This is a genomic window from Amycolatopsis oliviviridis (assembly GCF_014654365.1).
Taxonomy (GTDB): Bacteria; Actinomycetota; Actinomycetes; order Mycobacteriales; family Pseudonocardiaceae; genus Amycolatopsis; species Amycolatopsis oliviviridis.
Genome location: NZ_BNAY01000002.1, coordinates 191,132 through 213,968 on the forward strand (window position 1 = coordinate 191,132; position 22,837 = coordinate 213,968).

General features: G+C 69.2%; 25 protein-coding genes. 8 read left to right on the forward strand and 17 right to left on the reverse strand.

The window, feature by feature from the left end; all coding sequences use genetic code 11:
• Position 1: 1 nt before the first annotated feature.
• From IE302_RS08375 to IE302_RS08385, 3 genes are all read right to left on the reverse strand, one after another.
• A complete protein-coding gene (locus IE302_RS08375; protein ID WP_191253517.1) occupies positions 2–763 on the reverse strand; it encodes an SDR family NAD(P)-dependent oxidoreductase in 762 nt (253 codons plus the stop codon).
• Between the two features lie 33 nt (positions 764–796).
• Positions 797–1,393, reverse strand: coding sequence for a TetR/AcrR family transcriptional regulator (locus tag IE302_RS08380; RefSeq protein WP_191253519.1), 597 nt, complete (start codon positions 1,391–1,393; stop codon positions 797–799).
• Positions 1,394–1,473: 80 nt separating this feature from the next.
• Positions 1,474–1,842, reverse strand: coding sequence for a winged helix-turn-helix transcriptional regulator (locus IE302_RS08385; RefSeq protein ID WP_191253521.1), 369 nt, complete (start codon positions 1,840–1,842; stop codon positions 1,474–1,476).
• Positions 1,843–1,920: 78 nt separating this feature from the next.
• Here IE302_RS08385 and IE302_RS08390 point away from each other — a divergent pair, with 78 nt between their 5' ends.
• Positions 1,921–2,445: a GNAT family N-acetyltransferase gene (locus tag IE302_RS08390; protein ID WP_191253523.1), complete on the forward strand. Its 525-nt coding sequence runs from the start codon at positions 1,921–1,923 to the stop codon at positions 2,443–2,445.
• A 57-nt stretch (positions 2,446–2,502) separates the two neighbouring features.
• Here the strand turns inward: IE302_RS08390 and IE302_RS08395 are convergent, their stop codons facing one another.
• Complete coding sequence (locus tag IE302_RS08395) at positions 2,503–3,579, reverse strand: TetR/AcrR family transcriptional regulator (RefSeq protein ID WP_191253525.1); 1,077 nt, start codon at positions 3,577–3,579, stop codon at positions 2,503–2,505.
• A gap of 106 nt (positions 3,580–3,685) precedes the next feature.
• Here IE302_RS08395 and IE302_RS08400 point away from each other — a divergent pair, with 106 nt between their 5' ends.
• Together IE302_RS08400 and IE302_RS08405 are read left to right on the forward strand one after the other, a co-directional pair.
• Positions 3,686–4,876, forward strand: a complete 1,191-nt coding sequence (locus IE302_RS08400; protein ID WP_191253527.1) for a cytochrome P450 family protein — start codon at positions 3,686–3,688, stop codon at positions 4,874–4,876.
• A gap of 25 nt (positions 4,877–4,901) precedes the next feature.
• Positions 4,902–5,759 carry an LLM class F420-dependent oxidoreductase gene (locus IE302_RS08405; protein ID WP_191253529.1) on the forward strand — a complete coding sequence of 286 codons (858 nt, stop codon included), beginning with the start codon at positions 4,902–4,904 and terminating at the stop codon, positions 5,757–5,759.
• On the opposite strand, the gene IE302_RS08410 is transcribed toward IE302_RS08405, so the two are convergent.
• The gene (locus IE302_RS08410) at positions 5,734–7,140 is read right to left on the reverse strand and encodes a serine/threonine-protein kinase (RefSeq protein WP_191253531.1); all 1,407 of its coding nucleotides are present in this window, start codon (positions 7,138–7,140) and stop codon (positions 5,734–5,736) included. The two genes, IE302_RS08405 and IE302_RS08410, sit on opposite strands and share 26 nt — an antisense overlap.
• Before the next feature lie 230 nt (positions 7,141–7,370).
• On the opposite strand from IE302_RS08410, the gene IE302_RS08415 reads away from it, so the two are divergent.
• Positions 7,371–8,063 carry an IclR family transcriptional regulator gene (locus IE302_RS08415; protein WP_191253533.1) on the forward strand — a complete coding sequence of 231 codons (693 nt, stop codon included), beginning with the start codon at positions 7,371–7,373 and terminating at the stop codon, positions 8,061–8,063.
• Positions 8,064–8,413: 350 nt separating this feature from the next.
• Positions 8,414–9,976, forward strand: coding sequence for an amidase (locus IE302_RS08420; RefSeq protein ID WP_191254714.1), 1,563 nt, complete (start codon positions 8,414–8,416; stop codon positions 9,974–9,976).
• Positions 9,977–10,042: 66 nt separating this feature from the next.
• Here IE302_RS08420 and IE302_RS08425 read toward each other — a convergent pair whose 3' ends face one another.
• From IE302_RS08425 to IE302_RS08450, 6 genes are all read right to left on the reverse strand, one after another.
• The gene (locus tag IE302_RS08425; protein WP_229907674.1) at positions 10,043–10,528 is read right to left on the reverse strand and encodes a TetR/AcrR family transcriptional regulator; all 486 of its coding nucleotides are present in this window, start codon (positions 10,526–10,528) and stop codon (positions 10,043–10,045) included.
• Between the two features lie 297 nt (positions 10,529–10,825).
• Entirely contained in the window at positions 10,826–12,586 is a 1,761-nt protein-coding gene (gene kstD / locus IE302_RS08430) for a 3-oxosteroid 1-dehydrogenase (RefSeq protein ID WP_191253543.1), read from the reverse strand.
• Between the two features lie 143 nt (positions 12,587–12,729).
• Positions 12,730–13,767 carry an LLM class flavin-dependent oxidoreductase gene (locus IE302_RS08435; RefSeq protein WP_191253545.1) on the reverse strand — a complete coding sequence of 346 codons (1,038 nt, stop codon included), beginning with the start codon at positions 13,765–13,767 and terminating at the stop codon, positions 12,730–12,732.
• A complete protein-coding gene (locus IE302_RS08440; RefSeq protein ID WP_191253547.1) occupies positions 13,767–14,288 on the reverse strand; it encodes an SRPBCC family protein in 522 nt (173 codons plus the stop codon). Before IE302_RS08440 ends, IE302_RS08435 begins: the two co-directional genes overlap by 1 nt.
• Positions 14,289–14,337: 49 nt before the next feature.
• Positions 14,338–14,853, reverse strand: a complete 516-nt coding sequence (locus IE302_RS08445) for a winged helix-turn-helix transcriptional regulator (RefSeq protein ID WP_191253549.1) — start codon at positions 14,851–14,853, stop codon at positions 14,338–14,340.
• Between the two features lie 60 nt (positions 14,854–14,913).
• Positions 14,914–15,837 (reverse strand): tetratricopeptide repeat protein, encoded by a 924-nt coding sequence (locus IE302_RS08450; RefSeq protein ID WP_191254715.1) that lies wholly within the window; start codon positions 15,835–15,837, stop codon positions 14,914–14,916.
• A 531-nt stretch (positions 15,838–16,368) separates the two neighbouring features.
• Here IE302_RS08450 and IE302_RS08455 point away from each other — a divergent pair.
• Positions 16,369–16,782 carry an SsgA family sporulation/cell division regulator gene (locus IE302_RS08455; protein WP_191253551.1) on the forward strand — a complete coding sequence of 138 codons (414 nt, stop codon included), beginning with the start codon at positions 16,369–16,371 and terminating at the stop codon, positions 16,780–16,782.
• Positions 16,783–16,879: 97 nt separating this feature from the next.
• Here IE302_RS08455 and fgd read toward each other — a convergent pair whose 3' ends face one another.
• The 4 genes from fgd to IE302_RS08475 form a co-directional block, all read right to left on the reverse strand.
• Positions 16,880–17,884, reverse strand: coding sequence for a glucose-6-phosphate dehydrogenase (coenzyme-F420) (fgd, locus tag IE302_RS08460; protein WP_020636963.1), 1,005 nt, complete (start codon positions 17,882–17,884; stop codon positions 16,880–16,882).
• Positions 17,885–18,218: 334 nt separating this feature from the next.
• Positions 18,219–18,695: a DIP1984 family protein gene (locus IE302_RS08465; RefSeq protein WP_229907675.1), complete on the reverse strand. Its 477-nt coding sequence runs from the start codon at positions 18,693–18,695 to the stop codon at positions 18,219–18,221.
• Between the two features lie 43 nt (positions 18,696–18,738).
• Entirely contained in the window at positions 18,739–19,266 is a 528-nt protein-coding gene (locus IE302_RS08470; protein WP_191253553.1) for a hypothetical protein, read from the reverse strand.
• A gap of 21 nt (positions 19,267–19,287) precedes the next feature.
• Positions 19,288–20,481, reverse strand: a complete 1,194-nt coding sequence (locus IE302_RS08475; RefSeq protein WP_191253555.1) for a zinc-dependent alcohol dehydrogenase — start codon at positions 20,479–20,481, stop codon at positions 19,288–19,290.
• Positions 20,482–20,570: 89 nt separating this feature from the next.
• Here IE302_RS08475 and IE302_RS08480 point away from each other — a divergent pair, with 89 nt between their 5' ends.
• Positions 20,571–20,930 (forward strand): VOC family protein, encoded by a 360-nt coding sequence (locus IE302_RS08480; protein ID WP_191253558.1) that lies wholly within the window; start codon positions 20,571–20,573, stop codon positions 20,928–20,930.
• Between the two features lie 86 nt (positions 20,931–21,016).
• On the opposite strand, the gene IE302_RS08485 is transcribed toward IE302_RS08480, so the two are convergent.
• Positions 21,017–21,214, reverse strand: coding sequence for a hypothetical protein (locus tag IE302_RS08485; RefSeq protein WP_191253559.1), 198 nt, complete (start codon positions 21,212–21,214; stop codon positions 21,017–21,019).
• 120 nt (positions 21,215–21,334) lie between these two features.
• Here IE302_RS08485 and IE302_RS08490 point away from each other — a divergent pair, with 120 nt between their 5' ends.
• Entirely contained in the window at positions 21,335–21,841 is a 507-nt protein-coding gene (locus IE302_RS08490) for a GNAT family N-acetyltransferase (protein ID WP_373307963.1), read from the forward strand.
• On the opposite strand, the gene IE302_RS08495 is transcribed toward IE302_RS08490, so the two are convergent.
• The gene (locus tag IE302_RS08495; RefSeq protein WP_191253563.1) at positions 21,766–22,701 is read right to left on the reverse strand and encodes a DMT family transporter; all 936 of its coding nucleotides are present in this window, start codon (positions 22,699–22,701) and stop codon (positions 21,766–21,768) included. The genes IE302_RS08490 and IE302_RS08495 overlap by 76 nt on opposite strands.
• Positions 22,702–22,837: the final 136 nt, after the last annotated feature.

Genomic DNA, 22,837 nt, shown 5'->3' on the forward strand with positions numbered 1-22,837 from the left:
CTCAGGCGCTCGTACCGCCGTCCAGGACGATGTCGTGTCCGACGACGTACGCGGATTCGTCGGACGCCAGCCAGAGCACGGCCGCGGCGATCTCCTCGACCGCGGCGATCCGGCCGAGCGGGATGACCGAGGCGAGCCGTTCCGTACGGTCGGCCTCGGTCTCGCCGGGCCGGAACGACATGCCGGTGTCGGTGGCACCGGGGCTGACGGCGTTGATCCGGATCCCCTCGGCGATGTGGTCGCGGGCGGCGGTCCGGGTCAGCACGTCCACGGCGGCCTTCGACGCGGCGTACGCGGCCATTCCCGGAAGGCGGAGGTGCGAGCCGATGTTGGACGACATGTTGACGATGGCTCCCCCGCCGCCAGCTCGCATCTGCGCGATCTCGTGCTTCATGGACAGCCAGACGCCGGTGATGTTCGTCCGCACGACGGCGGTGAAGCCGTCCTCGTCCAGATCCGCCGTCGGCGCGGGGCTGCCGAGGACACCGGCGTTGTTGAACGCGATGTCGAGTTTGCCGTGCCGCCGCACGGTTTCAGCGACCAGGTGCTCGACTTGGGCGCCGACACTCACATCCGCGGTCACCGCGTCGGCCGCGCCGCCGTCGGCCTCGATCTCCTTCACCGTCTGACGCAGTTTCTCGCCGTCCCGGCCGGAAACGACGACCTGAGCGCCTTCGCGCGCGAAAGCCGCCGCCGTGGCGCGGCCGATCCCGGAACCTCCCCCGGTCACCAGGACGACCTTGCCGCTGAATCGCTTCCCCACAGTCTCCAACTTTCTGGTCCGATCGTTCTATTATCAGTGTTTGCGAGCGGCTTCGACGACCGCGATGGCCTGCTTCGCCGTCGCCTTGGCCCGCGCCGCGGGATCCGGCCCCTTGCCCAGTACGCGCATCCCCTGGAGGACGGTGAGCAGGAAGCCGGCGAGCTCTTCCGGATCGACGGCGTCGTCGAGTTCGCCTTGCGCCTTCGCCCGGCTCAACGCCATCCGCAAGGCCAGTTCGAGCGCGTCCCAGCTGCGCTCGACCACTCGCGCGACGTCGGGATCCCTCGGCATCATCTCCATGGCCGCGTTGACCACGAAACAGCCTTTTCGCCCCGATTCGTCGAGGATTTCGGCGAGATAGCGGTCGATGAGCCGCCGCACCCCGGCGAGCGCGGGCCCCGGTCCGGCGAAGTCCTCGACGAACCGCACGTTGCCCCGGGCGATGTAGCGGTTCAAGACGGCCAGATAGAGCTCGTGCTTGGTGCCGAACGTCGCGTAGAGACTCGCCTTGCCGATGCCGAGCTCGGCGACGAGGTCACTGACGGAAGTGGCCTCGTACCCCTGCCGCCAGAACAGTTCCAGCGCGGCTTCGCAGGCCGCGTCGACGTCGAATTCCTTCACCCTGGACACGAGAGAAGCTTAACCACATCTAGACCGATCGGTCAAATAAGCGACCGCACGCAAGTAGTCACCTTTTTGCGAAGAGGACTTCAGGGAGCGGAGTCGTAGGCCGACCGGGCGTCTTCCACCTTCGGCAGGTTCTCCGCGGACCAGTCCGCGAGGGTCGCGAACAGCGGTGCCAGGCTCCGGCCCAGCTCACTGATCTCGTACTCGACCCGCGGCGGCACTTCGGCGTGATAGGTCCGCGTGAGGAGACCGTCGCGTTCCAGTTGCCGCAGCCGCTGGGTGAGGACCTTCGGCGTGATCGTGCCGATGCGCCGCTCCAGTTCGACGAACCGCTGCCTGCCGAACTCGTTGAGCGTCCACAGGATCGGCGTGGTCCAGCGGCTGAAGACGAGGTCGACCACCGGGGCGATCGGACAGGCCTGCTCGGGGGTCGTCGAAGCGTCGGCGCGCATGGCGCCAAGGTACGCGGGTTGCCGAGTTGTCATGATCCGGACACCCAACCGCCGCGCCGACGCGCGTAACGTTCTGTTATGGACTTGACCACCGAAAGGCTCGTCGTCCGTGACTGGTCCGAGGACGACGCCGAAGCCGCGCTGGCGATCTACGGCACCACCGACGTGACCCGCTGGCTCACCCCGGCGATGGACCGGGTGACCGACGCCGCGGCCATGCGCTCGGTGCTGCAGGCCTGGCAACAGGCGCAGCCCAATCTCGTGCCACCGCGCGGAAGATGGGCGGTGCAGCGCAAGGAGGACGGCGCGGTCGTCGGCGGGCTGGGCATCCACCTGCTGCCACCGTTCGAAGAGGACCTGGAGGTCAGCTGGCAGCTGCATCCGGACGCCTGGGGCGAGGGGTACGCCTCCGAGGCCGCCCGCGCGCTGATCGCCTGGGCCTTCACCCAGGACACCGACGAACTCTTCGCCGTCGCGCGGCCGGCCAACGAACGCGCGATCGCGACCGCGAAACGGCTCGGGATGGTCTGGGTCGGGGAAACCGAGAAGTACTACGGGCTTCGCCTGCAGGTGTACCGGATCCGCCACACGGACGTCGTCTAGGGCGTGTTTCAGAAGTCGGTTCGATGGGCTTCGTGATCCCGACTTCTGAAACACGCCCTAGTCCACTCGGGACACTTCGCCGGTCGTCGAGACGGCGTGCCCGGCGCCGCGCCCGTCCGCCGTGGCGACGATCCGGCCACGCTGGATCCGCACCGCGGCCTCGGTCTCGTCGCTGACCGCGAGCACCCCCGCGGCCGCCGCCAGCGTCCCGGTCACGTCGCACACGACACGCACACCCGGCCAGGACGACTCGGGGAACGCCTGCCGCAGGCCGCCGCAGACCTCCGCGACGATCAGCCGGGTCAACGGCACCAGCTCGTCGGGCTCGCTGGTCACCACGACGACGGTGACCTCGCCCCTTGACGCCCGGACTGCCTCCTCGGCGGCGGCCAGCCGATGGGTGCCCAGGACGACGACCACGCCGTCGGCGGGCACGAAAGGTTCGGCGCGCACCAGGTCCACGGCCCCGGGCGGTGCCCACGGCCGGTCGGCGGCCTGCGCGGCGGGCACGATCACCGGTGTCGCCCACCAGTCGTTGAAGGCCAGCCCCGCCAGCCGTTCGCAGGCGCTCACGACGTCGAAAGGCTCGACGAGTCCCGGCGCGGCGGCCGCCAGCTGGCCGGCGCCGTGCAACGTGGTCAGCACGGTCTCCGCGAGCCGGATCCGGCGCGGGATCGGCGCCCCCGCCGGGCGATCCGGCGGGTCGAGCCGCTCCAGCGCGAGCCCGAGCAGCAGCCCGTTGAGCTTCACCAGCTGAGCGAAGGGACGCCGGATCCGCTCGTCCGCGAGCACCTCCGGCATCAGGTCGCGGGTGAGGCCCGCCTGCTCGTCGTCAAGGGGAAGCGCCGCGACCCTCGCCCTGGCCAGCGCCCCCAGCGCGTCCGGGAGTGTCGTGCCCGGCACGGCGTGCGGCGCCCTGGCCGAGCGTTCCGCCAGCTCGGCCAGGACGGCGAAGTACAGCGCGCGCTTCCCGGGGAAGTTCGAGTAGACCGCGCCGCGCGTGAGCTCCGCCCGTTCGGCGATGACGTCGATCTTGGCGTCCCGGAAGCCCTGGTCCGCGAACTCGTCGCGCGCGGCGGCCAGCACCTTCGCGCGGTTGCGCTCCTGCGTCTCCGCCCTGCTCAGCCGGACCATCGGCCTCCCGTCACCCCGCACGTTGCCTTCGAACCCGGATCAAGATACCTTGACCATTCAGATGATGAGAACATCTGATTTGAACATCCGAACTGGGAGAGCTGCCTTGTCCGACGTTCCCGAGATCCAGCTGACCGACCCCGAGGTCCTGCGCGATCCGTTCACCGCGTACAGCCCCGCCCGCGAGCGCTCCCCGATCGCCAAGCTCGTCGCGCCGGGGTTCGCACTGTGGGCGGTCCTTCGGCACGACGAGGCGCGGAAGATGCTGAGCGACCCGCGCTTCGCCTTGAGCCCGGCCAGCTACCCGCCGATGGACATCCCCGAGCACTGCCGCCCGTACATGCGGTCCATGCAGGTGGTCGAGGGCCCGGAACACCTCCGGCTCCGGCGCCTCGTGTCCCCCGCGTTCACCCCGCGCAAGGCGGCCGCGCTCCGCCCGGGAATCGAGCGGCTCGTGGACGATCTCCTCGACGGTCTCGCCGGCCAGAGCGAGATCGACCTGGTCACCGCCTTCGCGCGTCCGCTGCCGGTCGACGTGATCTGCGCGTTGGTCGGCATCGCCGAAGCCGACCGTCCGCGCTGGCGCGAGTACGGCACGATGGTCGCGGCGGGCGACGGCCCCGGGCTGCAGAACGCGGTCCCGGCAATCGTCGAGGACGCGCTCGCCGCCATCGCGAAACGGAAGCTCGAACCGAGCGAAGACGTCGTCTCCCAGCTTCTCCAGATCCAGGCCGAAGACGGCGACAGGCTCAGCGAAACCGAACTGGTCTCCCTGGTCTGGCAGCTCGTCCTCGGCGGCCAGGTGCCCGGCAACCTCATCGCCAACGCCGTCGAGGTCCTGCTCTCCCACCCGGACCAGCTGGCCGCGCTCCGCGAAGACCCGGCCCTCATGCCCGGGGCGGTCGAGGAACTGATGCGCTGGTGCAGCCCCCAGCTGCTGACGATCCCCCGGATCACCACCACCGACGTCCGGATCGGCGACGTCACGATCCCGAAAGGAGAACCTGTTACCGTCGCGATCGCCGCGGCGAACCGGGATCCGAAAGCGTTCCCCGACCCGGACGTCTTCGACATCCGGCGCGCCGCGGGCCCGGCGTGGCATCTGGCGTTCGCCCACGGCCCGCATTTCTGCCTCGGCGCCTCATTGGCCAGGGTGCAGACGGAAGTCGCCCTCGCCGCACTGCTGCGGCGATTCCCCGATCTCGCACTCGCCGACGGCCTGCTGCGGATCCCCGACCCGGGCACCTGGCGACTGAACGCATTGCCGGTCAGGCTGCGCGCGGCGGTTGCGAACTGAAACACGTTCTAATAATGTGCGATCGGTGAAACACGGGATCGTTCTGTTCACCAGTGACCGGGGCATCACCCCGGCGGCCGCCGCACGGGCGGCGGAAGCCGCGGGCTTCGACACCTTCCACGTACCCGAACACACGCACATCCCGGTCAAACGGGAGGCTCCGCATCCGCGCACCGGCGACTCGTCACTGCCCGACGACCGCTACCTGCGCACGCTGGACCCGTGGGTCGCGCTGGCGACAGCGGCTTCGGTGACCACGCGGATCCGGCTCGCGACGGCGGTGGCCCTCCCGGTCGAGAGCGACCCGATCACGCTGGCGAAGACGATCGCCAGCCTCGATCACCTCTCGGCCGGGCGGGTCACCCTCGGCGTCGGCTTCGGCTGGAACGTCGACGAACTGGCCGATCACGGCGTCCCGGGGAACAGGCGGCGGACGGTCCTGCGTGAGTACATCGAGGCAATGCGCGCGCTCTGGACGGACGACGAAGCCTCGTACGCGGGCGAGTTCGTCTCGTTCGGCGCGAGCTGGGCGTGGCCGAAACCGGCTCAGGCCCACATCCCGGTGATCGTCGGCGCGGGCGGGACGGAGAAGACGTTCCGCTGGATCGCGAAGTCGGCCGACGGCTGGCTCACCACCCCTGGCGACACGGACATCGAGGACAAGGCCCGGCGGCTGCGCGAGATCTGGCACGAGGCGGGCCGCGCCGGCGAACCGGAGATCTCGGCCCTCGGCGTCCGCCCGGATCCGGAGAACCTGGCCAAGCTGGAAGCGGCCGGGGTCACCGAGACGATCTTCGGTCTCCCGGACCGCTCCCCCGACGAGGTCATGGCCTGGCTTCAGCGCCTCGCCGGGAAGCTCAGCCTGCCCGCTGCGAGTCGATGAGCCAACGGCCGTCCTGCTGCACCAGGACGAAGGTCTCCCGCCCCGTCTTGGTCCCGCCGCCCGCCAAGACGTAGGTGAGCGTCGCCGACACCGTGTTCCCGGTTTCGGACACGTTTGACACGGTCACCGCGCTGTACGTCTTCCAGTAGCTCGAGTACCGCTCGAAGCTCTGGTTCCTGCTGCGCTTGAAGTTGTCGCTCAGCGTCGCGAATCCGGCCTGCAGGTTGCCCGGGATGAGGGTGTAGTACGCCGAGAGAGCCTGCCCCGCTGTCTGAGCCGGAGGCGGTGCCGAGGACGGCGGCGTCGAAGGCGGGGGCGGTGACGACGAAGGCACTTCAGACGGCGTAGGCGGCGGGGCGACCGGCTCCGACGACGGCGGCGCGGCACTCTGCGACTGCGAGGCAGGCGGCGGTGCGGAGCCGGACGGAGTGTCTTCGCCGCGATTGAGCACCACGACCACGGCCGCGGCGGCGACCGCCGCGAGCACCAGGAACACGACGATGACGCCGATCAGCATCCCCTTGCGCGCCTTCGGCGGCGGTTCCTCGGCGACGAGCGTCGTCGGCTCCCCCGCCGCCAGCGCCCGCAGCTCGCGTTCGGTCTCGGTCATCGTCGGCCTGCTGTCCGGCCGGACATCGAGCAGCCGGTTCAGCAGCGGCGTCAGGATCCCCGACTTGGTCGGCGGGGTGATCTCCCCGCTCGAAGCGCGGTACAGCAGCGCGATCGGGTTCTCCGCCGTGCCGTACGGCGTGCCGCCTTCGAGCGCGGTGTACAGCGTCGCGCCCAGGGAGAACACGTCGGAAGCGGAAGTGGCATCCTCACCGCGGGCGACCTCGGGCGCCAGGAACGCCGGCGTCCCGGAGATCTCGCCGGTCGCGGTCAGCTGGACGTCACCCATCGCCCGTGAGATCCCGAAGTCGGTGATCTTGACGGTGTCGTCGTCGCCGAGCAGGACGTTGCCGGGCTTGATGTCGCGGTGGACGATGCCCGCCCGGTGCGCGGCCGCCAGCGCCGAGCACAGCTGGATGGCGAGCCGGATGACGTCGTCGACCTCCATCGGCCCGTCGCGCAGCTTGTCCGCGAGGCTCGTCGAGGGCAGGTACTCCATGATGATCCACGGGCGGTCCTGCTCGTCGATCACCCCGAAGACGGTGATGGCGTGCGGATGCACCAGCCGCGCGGCGATCCTGGCCTCGCGCAGGGCGCGGTTCTTGGCCTCGTCGGCCTTCTGCTCCCCTTGCCCGTGCGGCAACAGGAGTTCCTTCACCGCGACCGTGCGCTCCAGGTTGTCGTCGCGCGCCCGCCACACGGTGCCCATGGAGCCACCGCCGACGGGCTCGATGAGATCGAACCGGTCGGCGAGGCGGCGGATCTCCTCCATTATCGACGTCCCCCTGGAGCTGTGGTGTTCGCGCGAACCTTGCCAGCATGCCAGGAACGCACCGGGACACCGGACCCGGCACGGTGGTTTCCGACGCGGTGTCGGTCACGTCCGTGATGGGACCGTTCAGCGGAACCCCGCCCCATCGGCTGCCCGAAAGTCCGTGTCCCGGACGCGCCGAAGCGCACTTTACTTCTCCGATGTGGCCTGACTTCGGGGAAAGGGCGGCGATGCGGGAAACCATCGGCGGACGTGGCGTGCTCGAAGGCGCGTTCACGTTGCTCGAGGCACTCGACGAGCACGGTGGGCAGGCGGGGCTGACCCAGCTCGTGCGCGCCACGGGGCTCCCGAAGACCACCGTGCACCGGCTCCTCGACCAGCTGGCCGACCTCGGCGCGGTCGAACGAGCGGGCAGCGGCTACCGGATCGGCTCGCGGGTGTTCCGGCTCGGCCGGTTCTGGCAGCCCGAACTGCGGTATCTGGCCAAGGAATGGCTGCCGCCGCTTTCGGCGCGGATGCGCGCGAGCCTGGTGCTCGTGGTCCCGAGGGAGGGCCGGGCGCTGGTCGCGGCCGGGGCCGTGCTGCCCGCCGACGACGTCCCCGTGTGGCCGGGCACTCCGCTGCCGCCGGGGACCGCCGCCGGACGGCTGCTCGCCGCGCACCACCCGTCGCTGGCGGAACCGGACGCCGACGCGCTGGGGATCCGCACGGCCGGGTACGCGACCGAGTCGGAGGCCATCACGGAGGGGCTCGGCTGCGCGGCCGTCGGCATCAGGACGCCGGACGGCCGGGTCGGCGCGGCCCTCGCCGCGGTCCTGCCTGTCCGGCGTGACCCGGTTTCGGTGGTCGCCGGTTTGGCGGGCGCCGCGCGTTCCTTCGGCGCGGCGCTCTCCGATCACTCACCGCCGAAGCGGGCCGGATGATCGACGAACCCCGAACAATCCCCGAACAACCCGAAAACCGGCACATCGCCGAAATCGGACGGAATTTTTCCGACGGGAATCACCGGACTCGTCTCACCCTGCGTCCGCGCCCGGCCGCTCCGCGTACCGAAGTCACGCCTCGTCCCGGCCTGTCATGCCGTTCCCGTGACTGATCGCCTACCGGACCGCCGCCCGCCCGACAATTCAATCACCGTTTTCCCGTCACCATTCGGCGTTTCCGGAATGAAGCGCCACCCGTACGGTTCAGGAATTCTTTCGACCAAGGAGGGAATTCCTTGACAAGACATTCCTTGCGCAGACGCGGTGCGGCCGTGTCCGCGTTTCTCGCCATGGTGTTCGTCGCGTCCGCGACCACGGCCGTCCCGGCGCAGGCCGGGGCCTTCTCCGGCCGTCCCGTCGTGGCCGGGATCGACCTGGAACGGGCGACGATCCCCGACCTGCAACGGGCGATGCGCTCAGGAAGGCTGTCCTCGGTCGAACTGACCTCGTTCTACCTGCAGCGGATCCGGAAACTGAATCCGACGCTGCACGCGGTGCTCACCACGAACCCGGACGCGCTGCGGCTCGCCGCGGAAAGTGACGCGAGGCGGCACCGGCACCGGTCGAAGGGACCGATGGACGGAATCCCGGTGCTGCTCAAGGACAACATCGACACCGCGGACCGGCAGCCGACCACCGCGGGTTCGACCGCGCTGCTGGAATCCCGCCCGTACCGTGACGCCGGCGTGGTCGAAAACCTGCGTGAGGCCGGGGCGGTCATCCTCGGCAAGGCCAACCTGTCGGAATGGTCGAGCTACCGGTCCACCAGTTCGTCGAACGGCTGGAGCCCGCTCGCGGGCCAGACCGCCAACCCCTACGTCCTCGACCGCAACCCGTGCGGCTCGTCGTCCGGTCCGGGAGTGGCCGTCGCTGCGCATCTGGCGACCGTCGCCGTCGGGACCGAAACGGACGGTTCGATCAGCTGCCCGTCCGGTGCCAACGGCATCGTGGGTGTCAAGCCGAGCCTCGGGCTGGTCAGCCGCAGCGGGATCGTGCCGGTGTCGAAGCAGCAGGACACCGCGGGGCCGATGGCGCGCAACGTGGTCGACGCCGCGATCCTGCTCGCGGCCCTCAACGGCGCCGACCGCCGTGACCCGATCACCGTCGACGCCGCCCGGCAGTCCCTCGACGACTACACGAAGTTCTTGCGCCCCAACGCCTTGCGCGGCAAGCGAATCGGTGTCTGGCGTGAGGTCTACACCCCGGACGACACGACGAAGGCGGCGTTCGAGCAGGCGCTGGGCAAGCTGCGGAAGCTCGGTGCGACCACGGTGGAGATCACGATCCCCTACCTGGACGTCATCGCGGCGAACGAGTTCCCCGCGATCAGGACCGAGTTCAAGCACGACCTGAACGCCTACCTCGCGTCCACCGGCGGCAAGCACCCCGCCGACCTGGCCGGGCTGATCCAGTACAACCTGGACCACGCGGCGATCGAGATGCCTTACTGGACGCAGAATCTGTGGGACCGTTCGCAGGCGACGACCGGTGACCTGAACGATCCGGCCTACCGCGCGATGCGGGAAGCGGCGACGAGCGCTGCCCGGCGAGGCCTCGACGAGACGCTGCGCGGGAACAAGCTGGACGCGATCGTTGCGCCGACCAACAACGCCGCGTGGAAGACGCAACTCGGGGTCGGGGACGGCGCGCTGCTCATCGACTCGTCCGGACCGGCGGCGGTGTCGGGCTACGCCAACATGACCGTCCCGATGGCCTACGCCGGGCCGCTGCCGCTGGGACTGTCGATCATGGGCGGGCGGTTCAGCGAACCGTCGCTGCTGGCCATCGCCTACGCCTTCGAGCAGGACACGAAGGTCCGGCGACTGCCGACCTTCATCCCGTCCATCGGCTGAGCCCGCCGAAGTACATGATGGCCCCCTTCCTTGCGCCCAGGTACAGGAAGGGGGCCATCATGTACTTCACCTCAGGAACGCGAGGCTGCGCTCGGCCTCCTCGACGGCGGAGTCACGCTCGACGTGACCGTCGATCGCGAGTGTGGCCAGCCCGTGGAGCAGGCACCACAGCGTGATGGCGAACCCGTCCGGATCGGTCCGCTCCCCCACCCGGTCGGCCAGCAGCGCACACGTCTCCCGGTGCGCGTCGCCCAGCTCCGGATACGCGGCGCGGTCACCGATGCCGGCGCCCACCATCAACCGGTACAGCGCGGGATTCTCCAGCGCGAAGCCGAGGTAGGAACGCCCGAGCGCGGTCACCGTCCCGGCGCCACAGCCACGCAGGTGCCCCTGCAGTTCGGCATGCCCTTCTAGCGCGACCGCCACCAGCAACGCGTCCTTGTCGCGGAAATGCCGGTACGGCGCCGCGGTGGACGCGCCCACCTTCGCGACCGCGCCGCGCAGGCTCACCCCCTCGGGACCTCGCTCGACGAGCACCTCCCGTGCGGCCATGACGAGCGCACGACGAAGGTCCCCGTGATGATAGGAACGTTTGACGACCATGGCGGACCCCCCAGCCCTTTGTGCCACGCGAACGCCTCACCTTAGCGGAGGGCACGCTCCGGTGGAGCCGCCGGAGGTACATGAAGGCCCCCTTCCTTGCGATAGGCGCAAGGAAGGGGGCCTTCATGTACCTGGGCCCGTTGTGAAGGTCGAGTTTCCTCGGCTGAGCCGCGTGAAGGAGGCCTTCACGGACCCGCGCGCCCGGACAGCCCACGTTTGCCTTGCCCCAAGGGAAACCGGCCCCCTTCAGCTCCCGGGATGGTCCGCGAGATCGTTCGCCGCCACGTACCCGAAGGTCATCGCCGGGCCGATCGTCGATCCGGCGCCCGCGTAACTGGGGCCCATGACCGCCGCGCTGGCGTTCCCGGCCGCGTACAGGCCGGGAATGACCGAACCGTCGGCCCGCAGGACCCGCGCCCGCGCGTCGGTGCGCATCCCGCCCTTGGTGCCGAGGTCGCCGGGGACGATCTTGAACGCGTAGAACGGCGGCTCCCAGAGCGCGGCGAGACACGAGTTCGGCAGGACGTGCGGGTCGGTGTAGTAGTGGTCGTAGGCACTGGCGCCACGGCGGAAGTCACTGTCCACACCGGACAGTGCCTGGCCGTTGAACCGGTTGACCGTGGCGCGCAAGGCCTGCGGCGGGACGCCGATCGCGGTGCCGAGCGCCTCCACGGTCCACGCCTTCTTGACCGCTCCCGCCTCGTACCACTCAGCGGGAAGCGGCAGTAGCGGCGCGACGTCGCGGAAGAGATACCGGTTGCGGTAATGCTGGTCGACGACCAGCCACGCCGGGATGGTGGGCGACGTCGGGTTCCGGTCGTACATCGTGTGCACGACGTCGCTGTACGGCGCCGCTTCGTTGACGAACCGTTTGCCCGCCGCGTCCACCATCAGCCCGCCGGGCAGGGTCCGCTCGGCGAGACAGAAGTACGGCTCGCCGGGAAGCGGGATCGCCGGTCCCCACCAGGCGTCGTCCATCAGGTCCAGCGCCGCGCCGGCGCGTTTGCCTGCCAGGATCCCGTCCCCGGTGTTCGACCGGGCTCCGACCGTCCACTGTGTACCGATCGGCTGGCGCTGGTATTCCGCCCGCATGGCGGCGTTGTGCTCGAAACCGCCGGAGCCGACGATGACGCCGCGCCGGGCCCTCACCACACCCGCGGCGACGGTCACCCCGGTGACCTTCCCGTTCTCGATGACGAGATCGGCCAACGGCGTGTTCAGCCACACCGGGACACCGGCGCGCTGGAGACCGGCCCGCAGTCCGGCGGCCAGCGACTGCCCCATGGTGAGCGGTTTCTGCCCGGCGAGAGCGGCGGCCGCCCCTCGGGCGACGCAGGCGGCGGCCACCGCGGCGCCCTTCGGGTTGACCGCGGCCAGCGCGAGCCATTTGTAGTCGGCGCTGAAGACGACCATTCCCGCGGGCGTGGCGAGATAGGGCGGATTCAGGTTGGCCAGTTCGGCGCCGAGGATGTTCCCGTCGAGCTGATCGGGTTCGATCGAGCGGCCGTCCGGCATCCCGCCGGGCAGTTCCGGGTAGTAGTCGCTGTAGCCCTCCATCCACCGGAACCGCAGCGGGCTGTTCGCCATCACGAACGACAGCATCGCCGGGCCGCCTGTGAGGAACGCCTGCTGCCGCGAGGCGGGGATCGACGGGCCGACCACGGCGGCCAAGTACCGTGCGGCCTGTTCCGGGGTGTCGCGGACGCCGGCCTCGGCCAGCACCGGGTTGCACGGAATCCAGATCCCCGCCCCCGATCGGGCGGCCGAGCCACCGAACTTCGCCGCTTTCTCCAGCACGACGCAGCTGAGCCCACGCTTCGCCGCCGTCAGCGCGGCGGTCATCCCCGCCGCGCCCGCACCGACCACGACGACGTCGTACTCGCCGATCACCGCGGCGCCGGCCGAAGCCGTCCCGGCGAACGGCAGGCCCGAGGCGAGCGCGATCCCGGCGCCCGCGGCGGTGCCGCGCAGGATCTGGCGCCGGGACAGGCGGTTTTCGGGCTCCATGAGTCCTCCTCGCGTGGCGATCGAGCGAGGTCATGTTCTCCGGACGACGGCAAAAGTGAAACAAGTTCTACCCGCTTGGAGCAGGCCGGGACGATCACGCTGCGCCGGTCACCTCAACCGGCACGGGCATTCGGGCGAACTCCTCAGTCCTGGGCGCGGACCAGGTCCAGCGCGCGGCCGAGGGTGGTGAGCCGGTCGGCGACCGTCTCCCCCGCCGGGTACAGCCGGACCGTGCCGACCCCGGCGTCACGCCAGACGCGCAGCCGTTCGGCGACCATCGGTTCGGTGCCGATCAGCGTCGTGCCGAGCACCATCTCGTCGGTCACCAGCGCGGCGGCGCCCTCCCGGTCGCCCGCCTGCCAGCGCTCCCGCACCGCCGCGGCGGCCTCGGCCCAGCCCTGCCGGCTGTAGGCGTTGTTGTAGAAGTTCGTCTTCGCCGAACCCATCCCGCCGAGGCTGAACGCGAGCTCGGCCTTGCGGCCCGCGACCATCCCGCGCAGCTCGTCCTCGTCCCGGGCGAAAGCGACCTCGGCGCCTTGGCAGACTTCGAGGTCCGCCCGCGATCGGCCCGCCTTCTCCAGGCCGGCGTCGAGATGCGAGAAGTAGGCCTCCGCTCCCTCCGGGACGAAACTGGTGCCCAGCCAGCCGTCCGCGATCTCGCCGGTCAGCTCCAGCAGTTTCGGGGACAGCGTGGCCAGGTGGATCGGGATGCCGGGATTCGGCGTCGTCGACAGCCGCATCGGTTTGCTCTCGCCCGGCAGCGGGATCTCGAACTCCTCGCCGGAGAACGAGATCTTCTCGCCGGCGAACGCACGGCGGATGATCGCGACCGTTTCCCGCATCCGCGTCAGCGGCCGGGCGAACGGAACACCGTGAAGACCTTCGATCACCTGCGGCCCCGAAGCGCCGAGGCCCAGGGCGAACCGGCCGCCGGAAAGCTCCGAGAGCGTCAGCGCGGCCTGCGCGATCGCCACCGGGGTCCGCGTGCCGAGCTGGATGATTCCCGAGCCGAGCCGGATGCGCTCGGTCCGCGCGGCGAGATAGCCGAGCACGGACGGCGCGTCCGAACCCCACGCCTCGGCGACCCAGCAGTCGTCGAGACCGAGCTTTTCCGCCTCAAGCACGAAATCCAGCGTCTCCCGCCAGCCGCGCGAAGCCTCGACCGTGGTCGCCGTCCGCATCACGCGCGGCCCGCCTCGGCCCGTTCCTTGATCGCGGCGAGGGTCCCGGTCATCGCCTTCTCGAACTCACGCAGCCGGACGAAGACGATCTTCTCCTCCTTGTCCGGCATCTGGTCGATGGCCAGCGAGAGGCCCGACCGCCCCGGCCCCAGCTGCATCCATTGCCGCAGCTTCGTCCCGCCGTTCTCGGGCTCCAGCGTGAAGCGCCACAACGCGGTGGGGGTCTCGGGATCGTGCACGGCCCAGGTGAAGACCCTCGGCTCGTCGCATTCGACGACGTGCGACGTGGTCTCCCACTCGCCGAGCGCGTCGTGCTTGCTGCGGCCGACGAAACGCCTGCCGACCGCGGCCACGCCGTCGTCGGCGCCGTCGCACCATTCGGCCGCCTGGAGTTCCTGGCTCATCTCCGGCATCAGCCGGACGTCGGAGACGATCGCCCAGACCCGCTCCGGATCCGCGTCGACCCAGGCCTGGACCTCGACCGTCGGTTTGTCGGCGTACTTGGCGCCCGTCCACTCCATCGTGGTCCCGCCTCCCGTGCTCGTGACCTCGATAGTTGCGTAGATAGACTTAGCTTGTCAAACCCTCCTGCGCGGCGAAGCGGCGCAGGACGTCGGGGCGGTTCGCGAGCTTGGGCGGATACCCGGCCCCTGGCCGCGCCCGCGTGTTCTCGGCGGTGAGCGGCTCGGCACAGTGCGCGCAGACGACCTCAGCGTGCGTGTCTCGACCGCACGTGTCGTGGTGGAGCGTGATCGGCGGCCCGGCCTCCTCGGCGAGCCAGCGGTCGCCCCAGCGGGACATCGCGGCGAGCACGCCGTAGAAGTCCGCGCCCTTCTCGGTCAGCACGTAGTCGTAACGGACCGGTTCGGACTGGTAGGCACGCTTTTCCAGCAGCCCTTCGCCGACGAGGCGGCGCAGCCGGTCGGCGAGGGTGTTCCGCGCGATGCCGAGCTCCTGCTGGAACTCGTCGAACCTGCGGATCCCGTAGAACGCCTCCCGCAGGACGAGCGGCGTCCACCAGTCGCCGAGCAGGTCCATGGTGCGAGCGATCGAGCACGGCCACTGCGCGAACGAAGTCCGTTTCATGCTCGCGAGCCTACGCTCGCCGGAATTGATCCGGTCATTCCTCCACCTATTCCGCGGCACTCAGGCAGCGGCTCGAAATGTCGCGATCCGATCAAGGAGATCTCGCGCATTGATATCACCCACTCGTTTCCGCACGCTTTCCGACAACGGCCGCAAACGATCCCGCGTGCGCGCGGAACGGATTCCGTACGCGATCTCCATCGCGGCGAGACCGACCTCCGCCGCGCGGTCGAGATCGCCTTCCAGCGCGTGGTCGACCGCGAGCCAGATCATCGTCAGCGACCGGCTGCGCACCATGTCCGGGCCGTAGCCGTCGATGGCTTCGGTGAGCGCGGGAATGGCCTCCCGGCTGTGCCGGACATCGACGACCCTGGCGAGCTCGGTGCGCACCGTGCCGATCATCGCGGCCATGTCGTTGGCCGTGAAAAAGGCGGACCACGACGGCACCGTGTCGCCCAGCGAACTGGCGAACTGTTCCGGGGCAAGGGAAAGCTTGTCCAGCGCCTGGCGGACGTCACCGAGCAGCGCGTAGGCCCAGGCCTCGTTCGCCGACAGGATCGCCTGCGACAACGGCCTTCCCGCCCGGCGCGCCGCGAGCTGGCCGTGGCCGAACTGCTCCAGCGCCTCGACCGGGGACCGATGATGCAGATACATCCGGCCGAGCCGGTAACGGACGTTGGCGACGAGGTCGTCGTTACCGGACTCCGCCGCGAGTTCGAGCGCACGGCGGAAGTGCCGCTCCGCCCTGAGGGGGCGGCCGGAATCGAATTCCGTCCAGCCCTTGAGATTGTGCAGATCCGCCACCACGCCCGCGAGCCGCCGCGCCAGCGGCTCGGACATCATTCCGCGCCGCAGCGCCGCGCCGTATGGCTCCAGCACGCGCAGCAGTTCCCGGCAGGATCCGCCGCCTTCCCGATAGTCGCGCGCCCGGAGCGCGGCGATGACACCCTCCAGCCGGTCGATGTCGGCCTGCCCGACGCGCATCGGGAGCCGCTCAATCACGGCGGCGCCCCTGAACTCGCGGCACAGCGGGTTCGGTCCCGGAGCCGTACCGGGACGTAGCCGGAACCGTCCGTCCGCGCGGCCCGTAAACCGAGTCCCGTCGTGCTCGGTCTTCCCTGGGAATGACGATGGTTATTCGCACACCCATTACTACTCCCCTCCAGATCCACAACGATCTAGCTCGCCGGGGTCCAGGACGGAGCCACGCCGATCTCCTGGAAATACTTGAACGACGCACGACGATGCTAACCGTGGGAAAAACCGATTCACTCCGCCGAACGGTTGGCTATTTCCATCATCGGAATATGCACGTGCGGAATCACTTTCCCTTGCACGAATGATCGCAATTCCCGGGCGCTCACCGCACGTGCTCGTCGGGGACCGTCCGTGAGCGGCTGAGACCCAGCTCTCAGCCGAACGTGTGAAAGTTGTCATCTCGGGTCACGAAAACGCTTCACATTGCGTTATCAATGATTGAAGATCAACAGCAACCGAACGTAAGGGGCTGAAGCGTTGGACAAGGAAAGCGACCTCATCCGGGGGACGATCGTCTTCGGCCTGCGCACTTTCGGTGCGGACCCGCTTCCGGTGCAGGCCGATCTCGAATACGACCCCGAAGACCCTTACGCCGTCGTGGTGGCCTACCACTCGGGCGGCGGAACGGTCCGCTGGATGTTCGGCCGTGACCTGCTGGCGGACGGCCTTCTCACCCCATCGGGTGACGGCGACGTGATCATCAGCCCGGCCGACGACACCTCGATCGTGATCTTCGCCCTCAGCGCGCCCGATGGCTGCGCGGTCCTCGAAGCCTCGGCGCAGGAACTGGCCGAGTTCCTCGACCGCACCTACGACGTGGTGCCCGCCGGTTCGGAGCAGGAGTGGTTCGACTTCGACCAGGAGATGGCGAAGCTCGTCACCGAGTCCTGACCGACTGAACGCGATGATGCGCGGACCGCGTTCAGAGGACTGAACGCGGCAAGGGGTGGCAGCACCGCAGGAGCGATGCCACCACCCGCGCGCCGGGTCAGCCGAGTTCGCGCAGCCCCGGGACGACCTGCTCGGAGAACGAACGCAGGAACCGCTCCTGGTCGTGGCCCGGGCCGTGGAACACGAGGTGGTTGAAGCCGGCCTCGACATACGGCTTGATCTGCTCGACCGCGTCGGCCGGGTCCGAGGTGACGATCCAGCGGCGGGCGACCTGCTCGATCGGCAGCGCGTCCGCGGCCTTCTCCATCTCCGCCGGGTCCTCGATGCCCGCCTTCTGCTCCGGCGTCAGCGAGAGCGGCGCCCAGAACCGCGTGTTCTCCAGCGCCTGCTCCGGATCAGGGTCGTAGGACAGCTTGATCTCGATCATCTTGTCGATGTCGCCGGTGCTCCGGCCGACCTGCTCCGCGCCTTCCGCGACCGCGGGCAGCAGCTTCTCGGTGTAGAGGTCCATCCCCTTGCCGCTGGTGCAGATGAAACCGTCGCCCTGCTTGCCGACGTACTTCGCCATCACCGGGCCGCCCGCCGCGATGTAGATCGGGACGCCGCCCTCGGGACGGTCGTACACGGTGGCGTCGGTGGTCTGGTAGTACTCGCCCTCGAACGTGACGCGCTCCTCGGACCACAGCTTGCGCATCAGTTCGATCGCCTCGCGCAGCCGCGCGAACCGCTCCTTGAACGCCGGCCACTCGATCCGGGCGACCGCGACCTCGTTGAGGGCCTCGCCGCTGCCGACACCGAGCAGCACGCGTCCGGGGTACAGGCTGCCGAGCGTGCCGAACGCCTGCGCGACCACGGCCGGGTTGTAGCGGAAGGTCGCCGTCAGCACGCTGGTGCCGAGAACCACCCGCTCGGTGCGCTCACCGACCGCCGCCATCCACGCGAACGAGAACGGCGCGTGCCCGCCCTGGTGCCGCCAGGGCTGGAAATGGTCGCTGACCATCACGCTGTCCAGCCCGACCTGCTCGGCGAGCACGGAGTACTCGACGAGGTCGCGCGGGCCGAACTGCTCGGCCGACGCCTTGTAACCGATCTTCAGTGCCATCCGGGGTCACCACCTGGGCTCTTGGGTTGTTCCGCTCTTCACCTTGGCACAGAGTCGATCAGGTTCGCCCATACCTCGATGTGTCGGGAACACCACTCGGCCAAGGGGAATGCGTCACCGTGGACGTGGAAAGGCCCCGTACCCACCCTCACCTTCCGGGACCGGCACCTGGTGATGAATCGTGCCGTTTGCGCCGTCACCTGTGCACCGTGCTGGGCGGAGTTGTGATCGGGGAGTCGAACCCCACGCTGCCCGCCACGTACCAGGAGGGAGCCGGAATGCCGCCGGCTCTCGGCTTGTGCCCGCTTCCCGGAGGGCTACCTGCTTTCCACGTTCAGTCCAGGAGATCGGTCTCCCAGTTGGTGCGCTGGATCTCGACGTCGATGACCCGGATCTCCCCGGCGACCCGGTCCGCCCTGGTCCGCAGTTCCGCGACCGGAAGCGCGGAGAGATACCGGAGTTCCGAGCGGAGCTGCCTGCCGTAGCCGCCTTGGTTGCGACCGGCCGCGGCGTCGGCGGCCGCGGTGAGGACACCGTGCCGGAGCCGGAGGACGTCGCGGCGCGCGATCGCGTCGGTGATCGTGCCTTCCCCGAGCGGGGTGGCGGCGTTGGTGCGGTTGATCCGCTGGATCAGCGATTCCAGTTCGCCCAGCGCGGTTTCGGCGTCGACGAGCAGAGCGGCGGCGTCTTCCGCCGGCTCCTCGCCTTCCTGGTGCCGCGCGTTGTCGACGATCCGGGAACGCAGCGCCTCCACCTTCTTCGTCGCGTCAGCGCGCAGTGCGAGCGCTTCGGCCAGTTTGATCGGGGACATGCCGGGAAGTATCGCCAAGATCGACGACCGCCGCATCCCGTTTTCAGCCCGCCAGGGAATGCCTCCGGTAAGCGGCTTCCGGCTCGGTGTACTCGAGGCCGTTCTCGTCCAGCGCGTTGAAAACGGTGAACCGGCCGTGCGGGAAGACGAAGCCGATCGCGACCATGCCACCCGCCATGTCACGCCCCGCCCATTCGAGCAGTTCGACGTCTTGGAGCACCTGACCCTCCAAAGCGGACAGTTCGGGGTAGACGTCCTGCCGCCACTCGAGCGGGCTGGGCTCCTCCGGGTCGCCCCAGTCCCACGCGGGCTTCCCGTACGGGTCGATCGTGTTCCAGGTCAGGGAAACCTCGTCGAACTTCCAGTGCGTGATCTCCAGCCGCTCGTCGCCGAAGTCCACCACGACGGGCGCATCCGAGAGCCATTCGCAGTACTGGACGAACCACGTCAGGTGGACGCGCTGGAGCCGCTTGCCCACCAACGCGCCCAGCCGGTCCCCGTGCGCTCCCCGGATCTTCTTGAGACCGGAGAGCCACACGGGGTCATAACCCTCGATGTCGAAGAAAGCCACCCGGTGAGTATGCCCGGCACCTCACGCGGCGGACGGCTCCAGAAGGATCTTGACCGCGCCGTCCTGCTTCTTCTGGAAGATCTCGTAGGCGTGCGGCGCTTCCTTCAGCGGCAGCTTGTGCGTCGCGAAGCCTTCGACACCGAGCGGGTCTGCGCTGTCGGTGATCAGCGGCATGATGTCGTCGATCCAGTGCCGGACGTTGGCCTGCCCCATCCGCAGGGTGATCTGCTTGTCGAAGAGGTCCATCATCGGCAGCGGGTCGACCATGCCGCCGTAGACGCCGCTCAACGAGATCGTGCCGCCGCGCCGGACGCAGTCGATGGCCGCGTACACCACGCTGAGCCGGTCGATCGCGGCCTTCTCGGTGATCTTCGCGCCGACCGGATCGGGCAGGAGCGCGACGAGGTTCTGCGCCAGCCGCCCGATCGGGGCGCCGTGCGCCTCCATCCCGACGGCGTCGATCACCGAATCCGCTCCCCTGCCTCCGGTGGCCTCACGGATGACGTCGCCGAGGTACTTGTGCTCGCGGCTGTCGTAGGTGACGACGCCTGCCGCGGCCGCCTTCGCGAGACGTTCCGGGACCAGGTCGACGCCGATCACCTTGCCCGCGCCCCGGTGTTTCGCGATCCGGCACGAGAACTGACCGATCGGACCGAGCCCGAACACCACGACCGTGCCGCCCTCGGGGATATTCGCGTACTCGACGGCCTGCCAAGCGGTGGGCACCACGTCGGACAGGTAGACGAACCGCTCGTCCGGCGGGCCGTCCGGCACCTTGATCGGGCCGTAGTGGGCCTGCGGGACACGCAGGTATTCGGCCTGGCCGCCCGGGACCTGGCCGTAGAGCTTGGTGTAGCCGAGCAACGCGGCTCCCTTGCCTCGCTCGGTGACCTGCGTGGTCTCGCACTGGGACTGCAGACCGCGGTCGCACATGAAGCAGTGACCGCAGGAGATGTTGAAGGGGACGGCGACGCGGTCGCCGGGTTTCACGTTCGTCACTTCGGCCCCGACCTCTTCGACGATGCCCATCGGCTCGTGCCCGAGGATGTCGCCCTCGTCGATGAAGGCGCCGAGAACCTCGTAAAGGTGCAGGTCGGAACCGCAGATACCGGTCGAGGTGACGCGCACGATCGCGTCGGTCGGTTCGATCAGCTTCGGATCCGGGACGGTGTCCACCCGGACGTCGCGTTTCCCGTGCCAGGTGACGGCCTTCATGGTGCTCCCTTCGGCGAGTGGTTCTGCTGCCCGCCGGATGCCCGTCAGCGCATCCGGCAAACCTCGCCGTTCCGTGTCACCGTGGAGGGATGCGAACCCGGATGCTCGCCGTCACCGTCGACTGCCGTGAAGCCGAGGCACTGGCCGCGTTCTGGAAGGAAGCGCTCGGCTACCCCGAAACCGAACGGTGGACCGACAGTCACGGCGTGACCTATGTCGAGTTGAAGAGCCCGGACGTCCCGAGCCTGCTTTTCCAGCCGGTTCCCGAGAAGAAGTCCGTCAAGAACCGGCTGCACCTCGACGTCGCCCCCATCGAACTCGAGCAGCGCGAAGAGGTCGCCAGACTCGTGTCACTCGGCGCCAAGATCGTCGAAGACACCGAGTCCGACCCCTGGGTGGTCATGACCGACCCGGAAGACAACGAATTCTGCGTACTGCCCCGCCGCTGACCCACCAGACCGCGCCGGGCCAAGGGGGTCGTGAGTGGAAAGTGTCGTTCTAACGACACTTTCCACTCACGACCACCCGCAGCGGCTCAGGCGGCCTCACCGGATCGGACGGCTCGCTCGGAGTGCAGCCCCAGCATTTCCAGCAGCATCCGGCAATCCGTCGCGTCGCGGGCGTTCGCGACCACCGCTTCGGTCGCCTTGCGCAGCACCGCCGCCCGCACGGCCGTCGCCCCGCCGTCGACGAGTTCCCCGGCCGGACGCAGTTCTTCGAACAGGTTCCCCATGACCTACCTCCGTTCCCTTTCGTTGATACCCGATCCCGGCCGGGATGGCCCCTGTCTTCGTGCGGTACAGGTGGTTTCTCCCTAGACTGGCGCCATTCGTACGAGCGGACGGAGCAGGAACTGACCACCGAGTTGCGCGGGGAGATCGTGACCCTGACCCCGGTCACCGAAGCCCACGTCCCCGAACTGCGCCGGATCCGCGGCACGGCCGGGGTCCGAGCTCGCTGGGGTTCGATCGAGGACTCCCCCACCTGGCCGTTCGACGACCCCTCGACGGCGCACTTCACCGTGCTGGAGGAAGGCGTCGTCCGCGGCTTCGTGCAGTACGGCGAAGAGGACGACCCGATGTACCGGCACGCGTCGGTCGACCTCTTCCTCGACCCGGCGGAGCACGGCCGGGGCCTGGGGACGGACACGGTCCGCACGATGGCGCGCCATCTCCTGCACGATCGCGGGCACCATCGGCTGGTGATCGACCCCGCCGCGGACAACGACGCCGCCATCCGCTGCTACAAGGCCGTCGGTTTCCGCGAGGTCGGGGTGATGCGCCGCTACGAACGCGACACCGAGGGCGACGGCTGGCACGACGGGCTGCTGATGGACCTGCTCGCCGAAGACCTCACGTAGCGCGTCAGGGCGACTCCGAGCAGTACGACCGCCATCCCGGCGAGCACCCGCGGGCCGAGTTCCTCGCCGAGCACGATCGCGCCCAGCGCCACCGAGACGACCGGCAGCAGATAGCCGACGGTCGCCGCGGAGGTCGCTCCTTCGTCGGCGATGAGCCGGTAGTTGAGATAGAAGGTGACACCGGTGCCGAAGATCCCGAGGACGACGACGGCCACCACGGCTGTCACGGTCAGCGGCCCGGTGGGCGCCGCGTCGAACGGCAGCGCGAGCGCGCTCAGCCCGGTGGCGGCCAGCAGTTGCGCGGCGGAGATCGCGATCGGCCCGCCCTGGCCGACGAGTTTCCGACCCATGTAGACGAAGGCGACGGCGTAACTGAGGCCGGCGCCGAGTAGGGCCAGCGTTCCCCAGCCGAACAGGCCGCTCTTCTGCCAGGGCGCGAAGATCAGCAGAATGCCGGCGAAACCGAGCACCAGCCCGCCCACCCGGAGAACGGTGATCCGGCGTTCGGTGCCGATCGAGAGGCCGATCAGCAACGACCACAGCGGAGTCGTCGCGTTCATCACGCCCGCGATACCGGAATCGACGGTCAATTCACCGATGCCGAACAACGCGAACGGCAAAGCGTTGCAGAAGAAGGCGGCGATGAGCAGCCTGCCCCAGATCCGGCGGCCGCGCGGCAGGCGCTGCCCGGCCCGGCGGCTCAGCACGAGAAGGACGGCCGCGCCGAGGGCACAGCGGACGACGGTGAGCTGAACGGGCGGAAGCCCGGTCAGCGCCAGCTTGATCCACAGGAATCCCGATCCCCACAACAGGGCGAGAACGCCCATCCGGACCAGGGTTCCCGGCGCGCCGATGCTCACTTCGTTCCTTTCGCCGGGCCGCTCGATACCTCTCCAAGCTGCCTCGGGCGACACGTCAGGACAAGTGAAAAGATCTACACCGACGTTAAGTGTTCCTACATGTTCCGAACGGTCGCGGTCGTGGCCGCCGGGGAAG